This is a genomic window from Anabaena cylindrica UHCC 0172, from assembly GCF_034931625.1.
Taxonomy (GTDB): Bacteria; Cyanobacteriota; Cyanobacteriia; order Cyanobacteriales; family Nostocaceae; genus Anabaena; species Anabaena cylindrica_A.
In genome coordinates, this window is the sequence record NZ_JAYGGY010000037.1 from 1 (window position 1) to 17,695 (window position 17,695).

Sequence of the window (17,695 nt, forward strand, 5' to 3'; positions counted from 1 at the left end):
ACATAATTATTGTATGATAAAAATCACTTCAAAACTCACAAAGTCAACAGCCTAGGTTAGCACTGGGTTATATTCCCGGTTTACGGATGAATCTTACCACCATTACCTTAGTTGATTCTGCCTGCTTGATAGCCTATTCTGAATTTACAGCAAGCATTGTGGCTATTGATGCCAATACCGAGGTTTTTTGGCTTTATCTAACATAGCAGTTAGTAACTTGTCACGTTCAAAAAATGACCCATCAAAATTTGTAACCTGTCCAAAAGTGTCATCTAAAATCTTCTTTGTTCCTTGGTAAAGGTGAACATGGATGCCTATCTCTTGGGGTAGTTCACTAGTCCAAAGAACTGCTGGTGTTGATGACCATACTTTTACTTGACAATTTTGGTAGTTTCTCAAGTCCAAAGCGCGATCGCTCTCCACAAAATCTGGATTTTTTGTTAGTTTATTTGCTAATTCTTTGAGAGGACTACTAACTATCGGTTCTTTTGACCAGTTAGAATCAACACCACAGTTGCCGCAAAAGTGCTTCTTATGTGGATTTTTAGCAAAGTCACCAAGGTCTAAATGTGGATGTTGGCATCTATTACAATAGAGTATCCCCAGAGGTAGGTTGTCAATCAACGCTTCTAGATATGCCAACGCTGAAGGTGGAGCAATGACAACTCTTTGTATATTGAGCATTACATTACCAAATAACGGAGACGATTCACAGGATTTTATAACTACAGCAGGGAAGTTGCTATCTATACTCTTTTTGCCATGAGACTGAGACCTAGCGTGTACATGAATTGAAAAACCTTGAATATCAGGTTCATCTGTAGTGTTAATTGCCGTTGGTAATGCTGCCCAAATACCTATTCCTCCTAAATAATCATCTGGATTAATCACCAAAGGATTTTTAGTGTAGTGCATGGGAATAGTTGAGTTCGAGCATTTTATAGTACCATCACCTTGTGCGACCTGTTGCAAATCAGCTTTAATTCCCCAGTGTACTTGATGGGTTCGACACCACCAACGCTCTGCTCCATTACGGAATTTACCACATGGAACTATATCACAAGGAAGAATTACACCTGTACCTCTATCTTCCTCTGGAAACTGTCCTATAACTCTTTCACTAAATGGTACAGCATTACCTAGTGTTCTATTCTCAGCCCACACAACTGCAAACTCTTCAGTCATTTCATTGAGTGGCTTTGCTGGTTCTTCTACCCCCAAGTCTTTAATTTTCCTGATTTCGCCACGCTTTTTTTCAGAGTTATAAACTTCTTCAACTAGAGACAAGTAAGTAATATTATTTTTTAATTCACGCTTGATACGCATATTTACCCCTTATATAAACCAGCTTCTGGCTATGAATTATGCCGAATGAATCAATGAAATCATTGACAAATTCGTTAATTCATAACTTGTTCTATAATAAATTGAATAGCTGCCACATAAATATATTCTTGATCAGATTTAGAATAGATTGTTAATAAAATAATACTAGTCGAACTTTGTAAGTAATAAATAAGTCTATATCCTGCACTTTTACCCTTTTGAATATTACTATAGTTTGAAGTTTGAAAATGTAAATAAGCTGAAAGGAATAAGCGTTGACATCATCAAAAACCTATCACTTGAACAGATTCAAGACTATTCTTACCTCCTTCTAATTCTGACTCCTGACTCCTAGTAGTCTGTCAAGAACTAATGACGCGGTAAATAAATCTTCCTTCTTCCTTCTTCCTTCGCGCTCTTTGCGTTCTTTGCGGTTCGTTACTTCTTTATCCATCAAAATATATTTGACAGACCACTAGCCCTAACGAAAAGACTTTTATGGCTTACGCCACGCTAAACTATCAGCAAGCCCTACTTAGACTATTGTTTCTAAATTGCTTGTATTTTTCTCCGTCTTACACAAAAACGCAAAGACGCTAAAAAACATCTTTGCGCCTTTGCGCGGCAGTCGCTACAAGTTTGGAAACCCGGACAACGAGCTGCCTTGCCTCTGCGTGAAATAAATCTTTAAGAAGCCACAGCAGTAGAACGAGTCCGTCGTCTTCTACCGTCAGCAACCTTCACAGCTGGTTCATCAGGAATTTGCATCAACAAAGTCAGAGTTGGTTGACATTGCAATTCTCTCCGAATAGAACGTTGCAATTCTTTTTCCAAAGTGCCTTGCAAACCGCCCCAATCTATATCATTTGCTTCGCTTCCGGTCACAAATTCTGGCCAACGGACGCGGAGAATTTCTTCAATGCGTTGTTGTACCCATTTTAGTAAGAGCGATCGCTCTATACTTGTCACCACACCCTGCATATGAATTTCTGGTTTCGCCAATAGTTTACCACTCCAATCAATAGCAGCAGCAATAGTTACAAGCCCTTCAGAAGCCATCCGTTGACGTTCTTCCAACACTTTAGAGCTAACCATTCCCGAACTAGTAGTGTCTACTAATTCAATTCCCGATGGCACTTTACCTGCCACACGGATAGATTCTTCCGTTAGTTCGATCACATCTCCATTCTGAATAATAATCATATTTTCAGCCGGGATGCCCATACTTTGAGCCGTTTCTGCGTGTTTTACCAACATCCGATGTTCACCGTGGAATGGCACAAAGAACTTGGGACGAGTTAAAGCAATCATCAGCTTTTGTTCTTCTTGACAACCGTGTCCAGAAACGTGAATACCTTTATCCCGTCCATAGACTACTTTTGCCCCTTGAATCATCAATTTGTCGATGGTGTTAACTACCGCAATTGTGTTACCGGGAATCGGGTTAGCTGAGAATACTACCGTATCTCCTTCCCTGATTTTGATGTGGGGGTGTTCTTTATTAGCAATCCTGGTCATGGCTGCCATTGTTTCACCCTGAGAACCAGTCGTCAGAACCAGAACATTTTCATCTGGCATACCACGGACAGTATGTAAGGGTTGGAAGAGATTATCTTCGCATTTGATATAACCTAAATTTCGGGCATGGGCAATCAAATTCAGCATCGAACGCCCCACAACGGTGACTACACGGTTGTGTTTCCTAGCCAGTTGCAAAATCATGTTGATGCGATGCACGCTGGAGGCAAAAGTGGTAACAAATAAGCGCCCAGTGGCTTGAGAAAATACCCGATCCAGGTTGGGAAAAACAGAACGTTCTGATGGTGTAAATCCTGGCGTTTCGGCGTTAGTGGAATCACTTAGTAAGCAAAGTACGCCCTTTTCGCCATGTTCTGCTAGACGTTGCAGGTCAAACTTTTCTCCATCGACTGGGGTGTGGTCAATTTTAAAGTCGCCTGTGTGGATGACTATACCCAGTGGAGTGTGAATAGCAACAGTAAAACTATCAGCGATGGAGTGGGTGTTGCGGATATATTCGACAAAAAAGGATTCACCGATGCGGACTACATCGCGGGGCATGACTGTTCTTAATTCTGTGCGATCGCGTACTCCCGCTTCTTCCAATTTACCCTCTAGCATTGCCATTGCTAGTCTAGGACCATAAATCACCGGGATATCAAATTGCTTGAGGTGAAAAGCGATACCACCGATATGGTCTTCATGACCATGAGTAACGATCATGCCTTTGATTTTATGGCGATTTTCACGCAAATAAGTCGTATCAGGCAATACTATATTGACACCGTGCATTCCCCGTGTGGGAAAAGCCAACCCTGCATCTAAGAGGATAATTTCATCCTGGTACTCAAAAACACAGGTATTTTTACCAATTTCATGCAAGCCACCCAAAGGAATAATTTTTAGGGCGTATTCAGCTTCGTTTTTAACCATTTTCTCCTTGAGATTGTGTTTGTTGTTAATCAGTTGATAGTTAGCACTTTTGTATGAAAGACAGCATTAAATGTCTATTCAGATAAGTGTAAAAGCAGCCAATTTTTAGTTTCAGATATCCAATTCTTTACTTGAATAAATAAAAGGGGATTTACACTGTTTGTACAGCGTCTCCTACAGAAGGATTCTTATATCACTCAGTTTTAGCACAGATGTTTAAATTGCAAATTGGTAGCAATTATTGCCAATTATTTATAGATATCAATGACAACTAGCATTTGACTAGTTTCCAACTTTTTAGCGACTTAGATTAAACTAAGTTTTTTCAGCACCACCTCTAACTTTTGATAGATTTCTGCGTCAGCTTCCCATAGAGGTAGACGAATTGAACCAACTTCCCAACCTTGAAGTTTGAGCGCGTGCTTAACAGGAATGGGATTTGTTGTTAAAAATAAAGCTTTAAACAATGGGAAGAGTTGTAGATGAATCTCTGTAGCAATTTGAATTTTCCCCATATTAAAGGACTCAATCATCTGTTGTAGTTGATTACCTACCAGATGTGAAGCTACACTGACAACTCCCTTGGCTCCTATTGCTAACAAAGGCAAGGTCAAAGAATCATCTCCAGCGTAAATCTGAAATTCTTTTGGTGTCAAGCGGCGAATTTCACTAGCCTGGTCTAAGTTCCCGCTGGCTTCCTTAATTCCTACTATATTTTCAATTTCCGCCAAGCGAACCACTGTTTCTGGGTTCAGATTTTGACCAGTACGTCCGGGGACGTTATATAACAACATTGGTAGGTCAGGACAGGCTTGTGCTATTGCCTGAAAGTGTTGATATAAGCCTGCTTGAGGCGGTTTGTTGTAATAAGGAACAACTTGTAAAGAACCATGCACTCCTATTTTAGCGGCTTTTTGGGTTGCTGCGATCGCTTCGGTGGTGGAATTAGAGCCACACCCAGCAATTACTTTGGCTTTACCTGATACAGCCTGCAATACCTCAACGAACAATTGGTACTCTTCATCCCAAGTCAAGGTAGGGGATTCTCCTGTTGTCCCACAGACTACCAATGTATCTGTGCCGTTGTTAACTAGATGTGCTGCTAATTTTGCGGCGACATCGTAGTTGACGCTGCCGTCTGCTTTAAACGGCGTAATCATAGCAGTTAAAATTTTGCCGAAATCTCCCACCCTGTTTTCACTCCTGATTTGTCAGTTGTCAGTTGTCAATTGTCAATTAATGACTAATGACTAATGACTACATTTAAGCGTAAGCTGTTGCCGATTTTAGGAGATTTTTTTCTACTAACAATTCGGCAATTTGTACTGCATTTAACGCTGCACCTTTACGGATTTGGTCGCCACATAGCCAGAGTTCCAAACCACAAGGATGAGAAATATCTTGACGAATTCTACCTACTAAAATTTCATCCCGACCACTGGCTTCTATGGGCATGGGAAAATGATTTGCTTGCCAATCTTCTACCAATTTGACACCCGGAGCATGACTCAAAATTTCCCTAGCCTCATCTGCACTAAAAGGTGTTGCAAACTCTAGGTTAATGGCTTCTGAATGGGCGCGAAGTACGGGAACCCGTACACAAGTGGCAGTAATTCTGATTTCTTGACTACCAAAAATTTTGCGGGTTTCGTTGACCATTTTCATTTCTTCCTCACAATATCCTAAATCGGTCATGGGAGAATTGTGGGGAAATAAATTAAATGCCAAGGGGTAAGGCAGCACTTCGGCTACTGGTGGCTGTCCTTGTAATATAGCACTGGTTTGGGTTTTGACTTCTGCCATTGCTTTGGCTCCTGCACCGCTGGCAGATTGGTAGGTAGCAGCGACAATCCGTTTGACTGGTTTAATTTTGTGCAGTGGCCATACTGCCAATGCCATTAAAATGGTTGTGCAGTTGGGATTGGCGATAATGCCTCTATGGTTAGCAATGGCTTGGGGATTTACTTCTGGTACTATTAAGGGAACTTCGGAGTTCATTCTAAAAGCGCTGGAGTTATCTATGACGACTGCGCCTTTAGCAACTGCGACACCAGCCCAGGTTTTGGATGTTCCCCCTCCAGCACTAGCTAGTACTATATCTACGTTTTCAAAAGAGCGATCGCTCACTGACTCAATCAGAATATTTTCTTCTTTAAATTTGAGTGTCTTCCCCACACTCCTTGCTGATGCTAATAATTTTAAATCAGCAATGGGAAAATTTCGATTTTCTAGTAATTCCAGCAACTCTGTACCTACAGCACCAGTCGCACCCAAAATAGCTACACGATAGGATTTAGACAAACTCGATTTCTCCTGTAATGAGATGATTGGCAATTTTTTGTAAAACTTATGAATCAATGTCTGTAATGACAACGGTCAGAAAATTAAATCAAGCTTTAATACTGAAATTAAAATATTTTCTTATTTGTACTATGTAGCTAAAAAAATTTCTCTTTTCTTATACATTCAGTTTACATATTCTATCTTAGCTGACAATAATTACTATTTAAGTTTTATTGATTTTTATCATATAACCATACATCATTATTATAATTCAACAAACTACGAACCTGATGAAAAGGAAAATGAATGAGTTTACACCAACTACTTAAATTAAACTTTCCCGAAACCTGCCTGTAAAGTGAGTTTGCTAAAAATATACTATTATAATCTAGATGGTTATAAGTAAGTACGGCAAACTCAGAGATATAGATATGATATATGTTATCGCTCTTTTTACACCAGATTTGACAAATTAGTGCGACAACCTTGGGACTAAAGCTACTATGTTGAAAGGATATCACAGTGAGAGCAATCTGAGTACCATTCTCCAGCCCATGTCTAAATTTTGAGCAAAAAACGCCAACAGCAGAGAATTAAGCAGGATTTCGAGTACTAAGCGCCGTATAAATGCTCAGTGCTTATAAATCGGAATCTAGAGATGCTATCAGTAAAAAAATTGTAATAAAGTGTTAAGTCCTATGCTAATGGCAGTAAACTGGATATCTGCTGAAGGGCAAAATTTCCCACCCAGGATTTGGTTATGCCGACAAGACATAAAATAAATCCCCGCAGTGAGACATCAAGTTAATAACGCGACCGATACGCTTCTTGTGTGTACTCGGAGATGAAAATACAAAAAAACAGAGACAAAGCATGAAAGTTACCCAGGAAAAACTTGATAAAAGCCAAATTGGACTGGAAATAGAGATTACGCCAGAAATTACCAAACAAAAATACGAACAAGTCATTAGAAACTTAAGTGGTACTGTAAACATTCCTGGGTTTCGCAAAGGAAAAGTACCCCGGCAAATATTACTACAGCGTCTAGGCATAACTCGCATCAAAGCAGCCGCCCTAGAAGAACTAATTCCAAATGGGATCCAAGAAGCAGTCAAACAAGAAGCCATCTCAGCAATTGGTCAGCCGCGATTGCTCTCAACTTTTGAAGATTTGATTAAGAGTTATGAACCTGGGCAGCCTCTGACTATTTCAGCTGCTGTTGATGTAGAACCAGAAATCCATCTGCACAAATACACGGGTTTAGAAGCCAAAGCCGAGGAAATCAAATACGATCCCACAAGGTTAGATGATGTACTGGACAAGGAACGCCAAGAAATGGCAACTTTGATTCCGGTAGAAGGACGAGCAGCCCAAATCGGTGATATTGCCGTAGTTGATTTTAAAGGTGTGATTACCAAAGCTGAAGACGAATCAGCCGAACCGACACCAATTCCCGGAGGGGAAGCAACTGATTTTCAAGTCGAGTTACAAGAAGATAAGTTTATCCCCGGCTTTGTTTCCGGTATGGTGGGCATGAACCCCGGAGAAACTAGAGAGATTCCGGCTCAGTTTCCAGACCCTTATGCTAATGAAGATTTAGCTGGTAAACCTGCAATTTTCACAGTAACGCTCAAAGAAATTAAGGAAAGAGAACTACCCGAATTAAATGACGACTTTGCTCAAGAAGTGAGTGAATTCGAGACTTTGGAACAATTGCGGGCATCTTTAGAAGAACGTTATCAAACAGAAGCTCAAAATCAAACCAAAGTAAATCAACAAGAAGCTTTGTTGGTCGAATTGCTCAAGCACGTAGAAGTTGATTTACCGGCAACCTTGATTGATCAAGAAATTGATGCGATGTTGACACAGACAGCAATGAAACTGTCACAGCAAGGGCTAGATGTGAAAAAGCTGTTTACCCAGGATATCATTCCCCAATTACGGGAGCGATCGCAACCAGAGGCAATTGAGCGCCTCAAACGTTCCTTGTCCATACAAGAAATCGGTAAACGCGAATCTATCAAAGTAACAGCCGAAGAAGTTGCAGCCAGAGTCAAAGAACTGTTAGAACAGTACGCTGACGAAGACGTAGACCGCAACAGACTGCAATCAGTCGTCGAAAACGAACTGCTAACCGAAAAAATTCTTGATTGGCTGGTAGCAAACTCGTCTGTGGAACTAGTACCCCAAGGTTCTTTGAGTCCTGCGGAAGAACCAGAAGCAGTCACAGAAGAAGCAACAGCCAGTAGTCCTGAGTAGAGGCAGAAGGTGACAGGTGACAGGTGACAGGAAGAAGAAGCAGGGAACAGAAGGAAATTTATTTAAACCTCATCCCTAGTCCTCAGTCTCCAGTCCCCAGTCTCCAGTCCCCAGCGATAAGAATCCATATAAGGCATAATGGTTAAGACATAGCTCAAATAAAAATTCAATCCCTGCAAAATCAGCCATAACGGCTGTAAACTCTGTCCCATTTATTGTTAAATATTCTAGTATGCTTGTATCGCAGTCGGGAAATTACCCTATCAGTAGCTTAAGTCCCATCGGCATTAGCTGTAACTACAACAGCCCTAGCAACATCGTTCCAATGGTGGTAGAACAATCCGGTATGGGAGAAAGGGCTTTTGACATCTACTCCCGCCTACTGCGAGAGCGGATTATTTTTTTGGGAACACCAATAGATGATGTCGTTGCTAACTCAATAGTTGCCCAACTGCTGTTTCTAGATGCCGAAGACTCAGAAAAAGATATTCAACTTTACATCAATTCCCCTGGTGGTTCCGTCTACGCAGGCATGGCTATCTATGATACAATACAGCAAATACGTCCTGATGTTGTCACCATCTGTTTTGGTCTAGCTGCCAGCATGGGGGCATTTTTGTTAACATCTGGGACTGCTGGTAAACGGATGTCTTTGCCTGACTCCAGGATTATGATTCACCAACCCCTTGGTGGCGCTCAAGGACAAGCTATTGACATTGAAATTCAAGCTAGAGAAATTCTTTACATTAAGGGTAATTTAAATCAATTAATGGCCAAACATACTGGTCAACCCTTGGAAAAGATCGAAACAGATACAGAACGCGACTTTTTCATGTCAGCAGAAGAAGCCAAAAACTACGGTTTGATCGATCAGGTTATTTCTAGACAAAATCTCCCCACAGCAGGGGAAAACGTCACCATTCTGAAATAAGAGGCTTGGTATGTCTAAATACGACTCCCATTTAAAATGTTCGTTTTGTGGCAAGTCTCAGGAGCAGGTGCGTAAACTAATCGCAGGTCCGGGAGTCTACATCTGCGATGAATGCGTTGACTTGTGTAATGAAATCCTAGATGAGGAGTTACTTGATACGAATGCTGCTGCGGCATCCCAACCAGCACCACGGTCAGAACCACCTCAGAAACGCCGTACCCGTTCTTCCAATCTCTCATTTAACCAAATCCCTAAACCCAGAGAAATTAAAAAATATTTAGACGAACACGTAATTGGCCAAGATGAAGCTAAGAAAGTATTGTCAGTGGCTGTTTACAATCACTACAAGCGTTTGGCCATTGTTCAGTCTAAAGGTAATGGCAAAGGTGGGGCAGATGATGCTGTAGAACTACAAAAGTCCAATATTTTATTAATGGGCCCGACTGGTTGCGGCAAAACTCTACTAGCACAAACTCTAGCAAAAATCCTGGATGTACCCTTTGCTGTTGCTGATGCCACAACTCTGACAGAAGCAGGGTATGTGGGGGAAGATGTGGAAAATATCTTGCTGCGACTTTTGCAAGTAGCAGATTTGGATGTAGAAGAAGCACAACGGGGCATTATCTACATCGACGAAATTGACAAAATTGCCCGCAAAAGTGAAAATACCTCGATTACGAGGGATGTTTCTGGAGAAGGTGTACAGCAAGCATTGCTGAAAATGTTGGAAGGTACAACCGCCAATGTTCCCCCCCAAGGCGGACGCAAGCACCCCTATCAAGACTGTATCCAAATTGATACTAGTAACATCCTGTTTATCTGTGGTGGTGCTTTTGTCGGTTTAGAAAAAGTCGTAGATCAGAGAGTGGGTAAAAAGTCAATCGGTTTTGTCCAACCGGGAGAAGGACTATCTAAAGAGAAACGGGCAGCAGATACACTGCGTCATCTCCAACCAGATGACTTGGTGAAATTTGGGATGATTCCTGAATTTATCGGACGGATGCCCATGATAGCAGTGGTAGATCCCCTGGATGAAGAGGCGCTAATGGCGATTCTTACCCAACCACGCAGCGCCTTGGTGAAGCAGTACCAAAAACTGTTGAATATGGATAACGTCCAGTTAGATTTTAAAGCAGAAGCCTTAAAAGCGATCGCACAAGAAGCCTATCGGCGCAAAACCGGGGCGCGGGCGTTACGGGGCATTGTGGAAGAATTAATGCTGGATGTAATGTACGAATTACCATCTCGTAAAGATGTAACTCGCTGCACAGTAACACGGGAAATGGTGGAAAAACGTTCTACCGCTGAACTGTTGGTACATCCATCTTCCTTACCAAAACCAGAATCAGCATAATTAGTCATTAGTCACTAGTTATTAGTCATTCGTAACGGCATAATGACTAATGACAAAGGACTAATGACAAAGGACTAATATACCAATGTCTTATATCAGGGTTCGTGGGGTTGAGCATTACTACGAGTGGATAAAATCACCATCTGGTTCAGAAGTTAAGCCAGTCATGGTTTTTATGCATGGTTGGGCTGGTTCGTCTAGGTATTGGCGAAGTACTGCTGAGACTTTATTAGATAAATTTGACTGTTTGCTCTATGATATGCGGGGTTTTGGGCGTTCTCATGGTAAACCAACTATTATCGAAACGGCGGAGTCTGTAGTTGAGTCGCAGTCAAACCAGGAAGAAACTGAGGCAATTCAAGAGTTAACTTATGAATTAGAAGATTATGCGGAGGATTTAGCAGCTTTTTTAGATGGGTTGCAACTCCAGCGTGTTTATATTAATGCTCATTCAATGGGTGCTTCAATTGCCACTTTGTTTTTTAACCGCTATCCCGAAAGAGTAGAAAAAGGGATTTTAACTTGTAGTGGCATATTTGAATATGATGAAAAAGCCTTTGCTGCCTTTTATAAATTTGGGGGATTAGTAGTTAAATTTCGTCCTAAATGGTTAGGTAAAATACCATTGGCTGACAAAATGTTTATGGCGAGATTTTTGCATAGTCCTATCCCTAAATCGGAGAGAAAAGCTTTTTTACAAGACTTTATAGATGCTGATTATGATGCAGCTTTGGGGACAATTTTTACGTCGGTTAGCAAAAAACAAGCAGACTTTATGCCCCAGGAATTTGCTAATTTAAAAGTACCAACCCTACTGGTAGCAGGAGAATATGACATTATTATTCCGGCAGAAATGGGAGAAAAAGCAGCAGCATTGAGCGAAAAAGTTGAGTATGCTGTTATTCCCAATACGGCACATTTCCCAATGTTAGAAGATCCAGAAACTTACTTGCAGCGAGTGCGAGAGTTTTTACAAATTAGTCAAAATAATTCATAATATTTTCTACGGAAACACTCCGTGAACGTAATAGTGCTTGCAGTCCCGTTAGGTAATTCATGATTATCAATTACTACCCAGTTATTCCTTTCCCAACCTTAAATTAAGCCAAGTTCTCGTTTGAGTAAATTAATTGAATGAGAACCAATATAGTTTTCACAGCGAATTAGTTTTGGTGAACGAATTAGGTCATCTAAGGCGATTTGCACTCCGGCTTGAACTGCTAACTGGCTGGCTTGATCTGTGCAAAAAATGATTTCTGCCCGTTTGACGATCGCTTGCATTTTATAGCCATCCTTGGGCGGGGAGGTCATTACCAGTAATTCATCACCTCGTAAACCATGCAGGATAACTTCTGTGGCTCTGAGAATACCAGGACTGAGGCTAACTATGCCGATACAACTAGCTTTGGGTAAGTTTTTAACGACATTCATTTCTTTGGCGTAATCGTGAATATCTAGGGGAATCACGCGGACAGCTTTTGGTGCTGCGATCGCTTCCACTTCACCGATAAAATAACGACTAGTCACTAATGTAGCCGAAGTAGTTTGGTCTAAAACTGCCAATAACTCTTCCATTGCTACCAACTGAACCGGAATTTCTAAAGCTTCTTCCAATTCATCTACCATTAATTCTCCCGCGCCGATATCTTGAGATGGTGCTATTACCAGCACTCTGGCACTACATCGCAAGCGCCAATCAACTTCTGCCAAAAATAGCTCTCGTGCTTGATTGAGGGAGCAGCCTTGACCAAGTAACTCATCGAGAGTTTGTTGAACTACTTTATATGCTTCTGGATATTGCTTGAGAATTGGCGACTGTAACCTACTCCCACCTTCATGTCCTTGGGCGCGGACATAGATTCCTGAACCCGCGAGACTCTCGACAAATCCTTCCTCCTCCAACTGGCGGTAAACTTTGCTGATAGTATTGCGGTGTAATCCCGTTTGCATGGCCAGCGCCCTGGTACTGGGTAACTTGTACGCAGGTGAATACTGCCCGGAAGCGATCGCAAATCGGATTTGATTAAAAAGTTGGGTGGAAGCCGGAATTTCGCTGTCTGGCTGAATACGGAATTGAATCATCACCAATTCTCCTGATTACTGGTAGCTGCACTTGACTCAGATGTGAATGCTACCTGTTAAATATATTATTGATACGTGAGATTTTTGGAAGGATGTTGCTAATTGTTAATCGATCATTTGCTTGAATGTAGTCTGAAGATACTGGCATAGTTATATCAGACAAATACAGACCTTTCGTAAAAATTATTATGATAGAGCAATTAATAGACACTACAAAAGTTAACCTTTCCCAAGCGGATTGCCAAATAGAAGCTTATCTAGCCACACCCACAGCACCCGGTACTTACCCAGGAATTATAGTTTTACAGGAAATATTTGGGGTTAACGTTCATATTCGGGATGTGACCGAACGGATTGCTAAACTGGGATATGTTGCGATCGCCCCGGCACTTTTTCAACGTCAAGCACCTGGATTTGAAACAGGTTACACTCCCCAAGATATGGAAATAGGCAGAGAATACGTCTCACAAACTAACGCCTCAGAACTCCTCAGCGATATTCAAGCAGCTATCAATTACCTCAAAACTTTACCCCAAGTCAAAAAAGAAGGCTTTGGCTGTATTGGTTTTTGTTTTGGTGGTCACGTAGCATACTTAGCTGCCACCTTCCCAGATATTCAAGCCACAGCTTCCTTCTATGGTGCTGGAATTACCACCCGCACCATCGGAGATGGAAACCCCACTATTACCTGCACCAGAGAGATTACAGGCACTATCTACGCCTTTTTTGGCACAGAAGATACTAGCATTCCCAAAGAACAGGTAGACGAAATTGAAGCCGAGTTAAAAAAATATAACATTTCCCATCGTGTGTTTCGTTACGATGGATCTAACCACGGGTTTTTTTGTGACCGTCGTGCCAGCTATAATCCTAAAGCTGCGGCCGATGCTTGGGAAGAAGTTCAAAAACTTTTTGCCAGCGTTTTAGCAGCTTAACAAAAGGTTTTTAGGAATAGAAGTTGTTTAAGGGATTTTCTAGCTGATTTAGAACTAAAGCTGCGTGTCACACCAAAAATCTATTGTCGGGTGCGTCAGACTGCATAAATCTAGTAACTAAACAGATTTTTGATATCTGACGTACCTTACTTACCAATGTGCCAGTTGTATTAGTCTTGTGATTGTCCCTGTTAGCCTATTTCTCACGTTGTGGCACTACTGAAATCCTAAAATTCTTCTTCTCATACAATTTATCTTCAAACGTCATGAATTCCGAATCACAACTTTCTCAAACAGCCAATTCGTCTTTTTCAATGGACGACTTTGCCCAAGCATTAGAAAAACACGATTACCAATTTCAAAAGGGACAGGTTGTACATGGTAAGGTGTTTCAACTTGACCCTGATGGAGCCTATGTTGATATTGGTGGTAAGTCGTCCGCTTTTCTACCCCGCGATGAGGCTTCTTTGAGAGCAGTAGCTGATTTAGCAGAAATTCTGCCGATGCAAGAAGATATGGAGTTCTTGATTATCCGAGATCAAGATGCTGAAGGTCAAGTTACCCTTTCTCGCAAACAGTTAGAAATTCAGCAAATCTGGGTAAAATTGTTGCAAATGCAGGAAAATTCCCAGACAGTACAAGTGCGGGTAACAGGTGTGAATAAAGGTGGTGTCACCGTTGATCTTTTGTCTTTGCGGGGATTTATTCCGCGATCGCACCTCGCCGAACGTGATAACCTAGAAGCACTCAAAGGTCAAAGTCTTACCGCTGGCTTTTTAGAAATTAATCGTAACACCAACAAACTCATTCTTTCCCAACGTTTAGCAACTCGTTCTAGCAGTTTCAGTTTATTAGAACTAGGTCAGTTAGTAGAAGGTAAAATCACTGGCATCAAACCTTTTGGTGTATTTGTCGAGTTAAATGGTGTCAGCGCCTTACTCCACATTAAACAAGTCAGCCAAAAATTCATTGAATCCTTAGAAAAAGTCTTTCAAATCGGTCAGCCAATTAAAGCTGTAATTATAGATTTAGATGAAGGTAAAGGTAGAGTAGCTCTTTCCACAAGAGTTTTAGAAAACCACCCTGGGGAAGTACTAGAAAACTTTGAAGAAGTTATGAATTCAGCCGAAGCTCGTGCTAATCGGGCTGCAAATAAAACTGCTGAATAGGTGATTAGTGGTGCGGGCATCTTGCCCGCTATCAGAAAATTAAGTAGGTTTATCGCCAGGCAAAATACAGAGGGCAAGGAAAAAAGGGGGTTTAAAATTTTTTACTTTTTTATATGGCTTGGTTTTATTTTATTGACCTACTTAGTACCTCTTTTCGTAACTACTATTCAGTCAGAATTTAAAAATTCTTGAATACTTTGTTTATTGGCACTAATTTTGATTTTTTAAAATGTCAAAAACCGGATTTGAAGCATTTTATAGCAATTCCCATTCAAGTGAGGTACAAGCAGTAAGAATGGAACGCAGATAGACGCAGATAAACACAGATGATTTTGTACCTCATGAGACTAGGAAAAGCTATATTATCTGATCATACAATTGCTAAAAATTTGTAACCATAAGATATAAAAATAACTTCTATAGCCCATCCATTTCCATAAAAAACAGCCACCCCCTTGCGGAAGCAGCCGTTTTTAAATTAGTGGATTATAGAGAATTAGTAATCGTAATCTCCGCCACCCATGCCAGCGCCAGCAGCAGGAGCGCCATCCTTAGGTTCTGGTTTGTCAACTACGATACATTCGGTTGTCAACACCATTCCGGCGATAGAAGCCGCATTTTGCAGAGCAGAACGGGTTACTTTTGCAGGATCAACGATTCCAGCAGCCAACATATCAACGAATTCGTTGGTAGCAGCGTTGAAACCTACGTTGAATTCCTTCTCTTTCACACGTTCAGCAATGACAGCACCATTCTGACCGGCGTTTTCTGCAATTCTCTTCAGAGGTGCAGGTAAGGCACGAGAGACAATCAAAGCACCAGTCAACTCTTCATCCTTCAGATTAGCCTTAGCCCACTCTTCCAATTGGGGAGCGAGGTGAGCCAGAGTTGTACCACCACCGGGGACGATACCTTCTTCTACAGCAGCTTTGGTAGCGTTAATAGCATCTTCCAAACGCAGCTTCTTGTCCTTCATTTCGGTTTCGGTAGCTGCACCAACTTTAACTACAGCTACACCACCAGACAATTTAGCCAAACGCTCTTGCAGTTTTTCTTTGTCGTAGGAAGATTCGGTTTCTTCCATTTGACGACGGATTTGTTCGCAACGAGCTTTAACTGGGGCTTCGTTACCTTCAGCCACAATTGTGGTGCTGTCTTTGGTGATAGTGATACGGCGAGCTTTACCCAGGCTATCTAGCTTGGTGGTATCCAGCTTCAATCCAGCATCTTCGGTGATGAGTAGACCACCAGTTAAGACAGCGATATCTTCTAGCATAGCCTTACGGCGATCGCCAAAACCAGGAGCTTTAACGGCTGCAACGTTGAGTACACCGCGCAAACGGTTAACTACTAATGTTGCTAAAGCTTCTTTTTCGATGTCTTCGGCGATAATTACCAAAGGACGACCGGAACGAGCTACTTGCTCAAGTACAGGTACTAAGTCTTGTACCAAAGCAATTTTCTTGTCGGTTAACAAGATATAAGGCTCATCGAAAACTGTTTCCATCCGCTCTGCATCAGTAGCGAAGTAAGGAGAGATATAGCCTTTATCAAAGCGCATACCTTCGGTGATTTCCAGTTCGGTAGTCATAGACTTCCCTTCTTCCAGGGAAATTACGCCTTCTTTACCGACCTTATCCATAGCTTGAGCAATCATGCTGCCGACTTCTTCGTCGTTACCAGCAGAAATTGCCGCAACTTGAGCGATCGCTTTAGAATCTTCTACAGGACGAGCGTGTTCAGCAATTTTTTCTACTAAAAACGCAGATGCTTTATCAATACCGCGCTTGAGCAAAATTGCATTAGCGCCGGCAGCAACGTTCCGCAAGCCTTCTTTAACGATCGCATGAGCCAAAACGGTAGCGGTGGTTGTACCATCACCCGCAGCGTCATTGGTCTTGGAAGCAGCTTGACGAATTAGAGCTACACCTGTGTTTTCAATGTGGTCTTCTAATTCGATTTCTTTAGCGATTGTGACACCATCGTTAACGATTTGTGGTGCGCCAAATTTCTTCTCTAGAACTACGTTGCGACCTTTGGGACCAAGGGTAACAGCAACAGCCTCAGCCAAGATATCAATGCCACGTTCTAGAGCGCGACGGGCGTTTTCGTTATAGATAATACGCTTTGCCATAATAGTCTAAATTCGGGTAGTAAGTTAAAATTTGTCTTGAATTTGGTGATTGGTAATTAGTAATTGGTAGTTGGTAATTGGTAATTAGGAAAACTCTTTCCCAGTCCCCAATCCCCAGTACCTGATCACCCATTTACATCACGACTGCTAAAATATCTTTCTCAGAAAGCAGTACATACTCTTCGGTTCCGAGCTTAACGTCGGTTCCAGCGTACTTGGAGTACAACACTTTCTCACCAACTTTGATTTCCAATTCTTGACGGCTACCGTCGTCATTACGCTTGCCAGGGCCAAGGGCGACAACTTCACCTACTTGGGGCTTTTCCTTAGCGGTGTCGGGCAAATACAGACCACCTGCGGTCTTTTCTTCAGCGGCGGTCACTTTTACAAAAACGCGATCGCCCAGGGGTTTAACGGTTGAAACGGTCAGAGATACAGCTGCCATAATATTTTTTTGCCTTGTTAGCACTCTCAACTCCTGAGTGCTAATCTACCGAAAGCCAGCATACAATGGCAACGATTCCTTGTGTACGGGTTTCCGAACTGAGCGATCGCATCTGTACTTAAGCATAAATGCCTAATTGTGATAGTTGTCTGGTTCTGTTGCGTAAGTAATGAATATTTTTATATGAACAACATTTATTTGCAAAGCGGGGAAATTGTTATAGAACTGTAATCAGGGAACCGTTCAATGAGTAACATTACAGTAATTCCAAAAATTGCCGCCCTATCCCCAAAACTACTAAAACTGTGAAAAGAACTTAAAGCCCT

The 17,695-nt window shown here is 41.6% G+C and carries 13 protein-coding genes; 6 read left to right on the top strand and 7 right to left on the bottom strand.

Annotated features, from left to right (window positions below; all coding sequences use genetic code 11):
* Window positions 1-162 precede the first annotated feature (162 nt).
* The 4 genes from VB713_RS11090 to VB713_RS11110 form a co-directional block, all read right to left on the bottom strand.
* On the bottom strand, window positions 163-1,326 hold the full coding sequence (locus tag VB713_RS11090; protein ID WP_323311616.1) for a hypothetical protein: 1,164 nt from the start codon (window positions 1,324-1,326) through the stop codon (window positions 163-165).
* 687 nt (window positions 1,327-2,013) lie between these two features.
* Window positions 2,014-3,777, bottom strand: coding sequence for a ribonuclease J (locus VB713_RS11100; protein WP_323311617.1), 1,764 nt, complete (start codon window positions 3,775-3,777; stop codon window positions 2,014-2,016).
* A gap of 305 nt (window positions 3,778-4,082) precedes the next feature.
* Window positions 4,083-4,967 carry a 4-hydroxy-tetrahydrodipicolinate synthase gene (dapA, locus tag VB713_RS11105; RefSeq protein ID WP_323311618.1) on the bottom strand — a complete coding sequence of 295 codons (885 nt, stop codon included), beginning with the start codon at window positions 4,965-4,967 and terminating at the stop codon, window positions 4,083-4,085.
* A 73-nt stretch (window positions 4,968-5,040) separates the two neighbouring features.
* On the bottom strand, window positions 5,041-6,078 hold the full coding sequence (locus VB713_RS11110) for an aspartate-semialdehyde dehydrogenase (protein WP_323311619.1): 1,038 nt from the start codon (window positions 6,076-6,078) through the stop codon (window positions 5,041-5,043).
* Window positions 6,079-6,933: 855 nt separating this feature from the next.
* Here VB713_RS11110 and tig point away from each other — a divergent pair.
* From tig to VB713_RS11130, 4 genes are all read left to right on the top strand, one after another.
* Window positions 6,934-8,319: a trigger factor gene (gene tig / locus VB713_RS11115; RefSeq protein WP_323311620.1), complete on the top strand. Its 1,386-nt coding sequence runs from the start codon at window positions 6,934-6,936 to the stop codon at window positions 8,317-8,319.
* Between the two features lie 232 nt (window positions 8,320-8,551).
* Window positions 8,552-9,250 (top strand): ATP-dependent Clp endopeptidase proteolytic subunit ClpP, encoded by a 699-nt coding sequence (gene clpP, locus VB713_RS11120; protein ID WP_323311621.1) that lies wholly within the window; start codon window positions 8,552-8,554, stop codon window positions 9,248-9,250.
* A 10-nt stretch (window positions 9,251-9,260) separates the two neighbouring features.
* Window positions 9,261-10,604 (top strand): ATP-dependent protease ATP-binding subunit ClpX, encoded by a 1,344-nt coding sequence (gene clpX / locus VB713_RS11125; protein ID WP_323311622.1) that lies wholly within the window; start codon window positions 9,261-9,263, stop codon window positions 10,602-10,604.
* Between the two features lie 85 nt (window positions 10,605-10,689).
* Window positions 10,690-11,601, top strand: a complete 912-nt coding sequence (locus VB713_RS11130) for an alpha/beta hydrolase (RefSeq protein ID WP_323311623.1) — start codon at window positions 10,690-10,692, stop codon at window positions 11,599-11,601.
* Window positions 11,602-11,699: 98 nt separating this feature from the next.
* Here the strand turns inward: VB713_RS11130 and VB713_RS11135 are convergent, their stop codons facing one another.
* The gene (locus VB713_RS11135) at window positions 11,700-12,686 is read right to left on the bottom strand and encodes a GntR family transcriptional regulator (RefSeq protein WP_323311624.1); all 987 of its coding nucleotides are present in this window, start codon (window positions 12,684-12,686) and stop codon (window positions 11,700-11,702) included.
* Between the two features lie 188 nt (window positions 12,687-12,874).
* Here VB713_RS11135 and VB713_RS11140 point away from each other — a divergent pair, with 188 nt between their 5' ends.
* Both VB713_RS11140 and VB713_RS11145 read left to right on the top strand, forming a co-directional pair.
* A complete protein-coding gene (locus VB713_RS11140) occupies window positions 12,875-13,621 on the top strand; it encodes a dienelactone hydrolase family protein (RefSeq protein ID WP_323311625.1) in 747 nt (248 codons plus the stop codon).
* A 266-nt stretch (window positions 13,622-13,887) separates the two neighbouring features.
* The gene (locus VB713_RS11145) at window positions 13,888-14,790 is read left to right on the top strand and encodes a S1 RNA-binding domain-containing protein (RefSeq protein WP_323311626.1); all 903 of its coding nucleotides are present in this window, start codon (window positions 13,888-13,890) and stop codon (window positions 14,788-14,790) included.
* A gap of 496 nt (window positions 14,791-15,286) precedes the next feature.
* On the opposite strand, the gene groL is transcribed toward VB713_RS11145, so the two are convergent.
* Window positions 15,287-16,924 carry a chaperonin GroEL gene (groL, locus tag VB713_RS11150; protein WP_016951427.1) on the bottom strand — a complete coding sequence of 546 codons (1,638 nt, stop codon included), beginning with the start codon at window positions 16,922-16,924 and terminating at the stop codon, window positions 15,287-15,289.
* 133 nt (window positions 16,925-17,057) lie between these two features.
* Complete coding sequence (gene groES, locus VB713_RS11155; RefSeq protein ID WP_323311627.1) at window positions 17,058-17,369, bottom strand: co-chaperone GroES; 312 nt, start codon at window positions 17,367-17,369, stop codon at window positions 17,058-17,060.
* Between the last annotated feature and the right edge of the window lie 326 nt (window positions 17,370-17,695).

Bases quoted from the DNA above. Each gene is read 5' to 3' on its own strand.
- VB713_RS11135 (WP_323311624.1), bottom strand. From the start codon at position 12,686: ATGATTCAATTCCGTATTCAGCCAGACAGCGAAATTCCGGCTTCCACC.
- VB713_RS11145 (WP_323311626.1), top strand. From the start codon at position 13,888: ATGAATTCCGAATCACAACTTTCTCAAACAGCCAATTCGTCTTTTTCA.
- clpP (WP_323311621.1), top strand. From the start codon at position 8,552: ATGCTTGTATCGCAGTCGGGAAATTACCCTATCAGTAGCTTAAGTCCC.
- groL (WP_016951427.1), bottom strand. From the start codon at position 16,924: ATGGCAAAGCGTATTATCTATAACGAAAACGCCCGTCGCGCTCTAGAA.
- VB713_RS11090 (WP_323311616.1), bottom strand. From the start codon at position 1,326: ATGCGTATCAAGCGTGAATTAAAAAATAATATTACTTACTTGTCTCTA.
- VB713_RS11100 (WP_323311617.1), bottom strand. From the start codon at position 3,777: ATGGTTAAAAACGAAGCTGAATACGCCCTAAAAATTATTCCTTTGGGT.
- VB713_RS11130 (WP_323311623.1), top strand. From the start codon at position 10,690: ATGTCTTATATCAGGGTTCGTGGGGTTGAGCATTACTACGAGTGGATA.
- VB713_RS11140 (WP_323311625.1), top strand. From the start codon at position 12,875: ATGATAGAGCAATTAATAGACACTACAAAAGTTAACCTTTCCCAAGCG.
- tig (WP_323311620.1), top strand. From the start codon at position 6,934: ATGAAAGTTACCCAGGAAAAACTTGATAAAAGCCAAATTGGACTGGAA.
- groES (WP_323311627.1), bottom strand. From the start codon at position 17,369: ATGGCAGCTGTATCTCTGACCGTTTCAACCGTTAAACCCCTGGGCGAT.
- clpX (WP_323311622.1), top strand. From the start codon at position 9,261: ATGTCTAAATACGACTCCCATTTAAAATGTTCGTTTTGTGGCAAGTCT.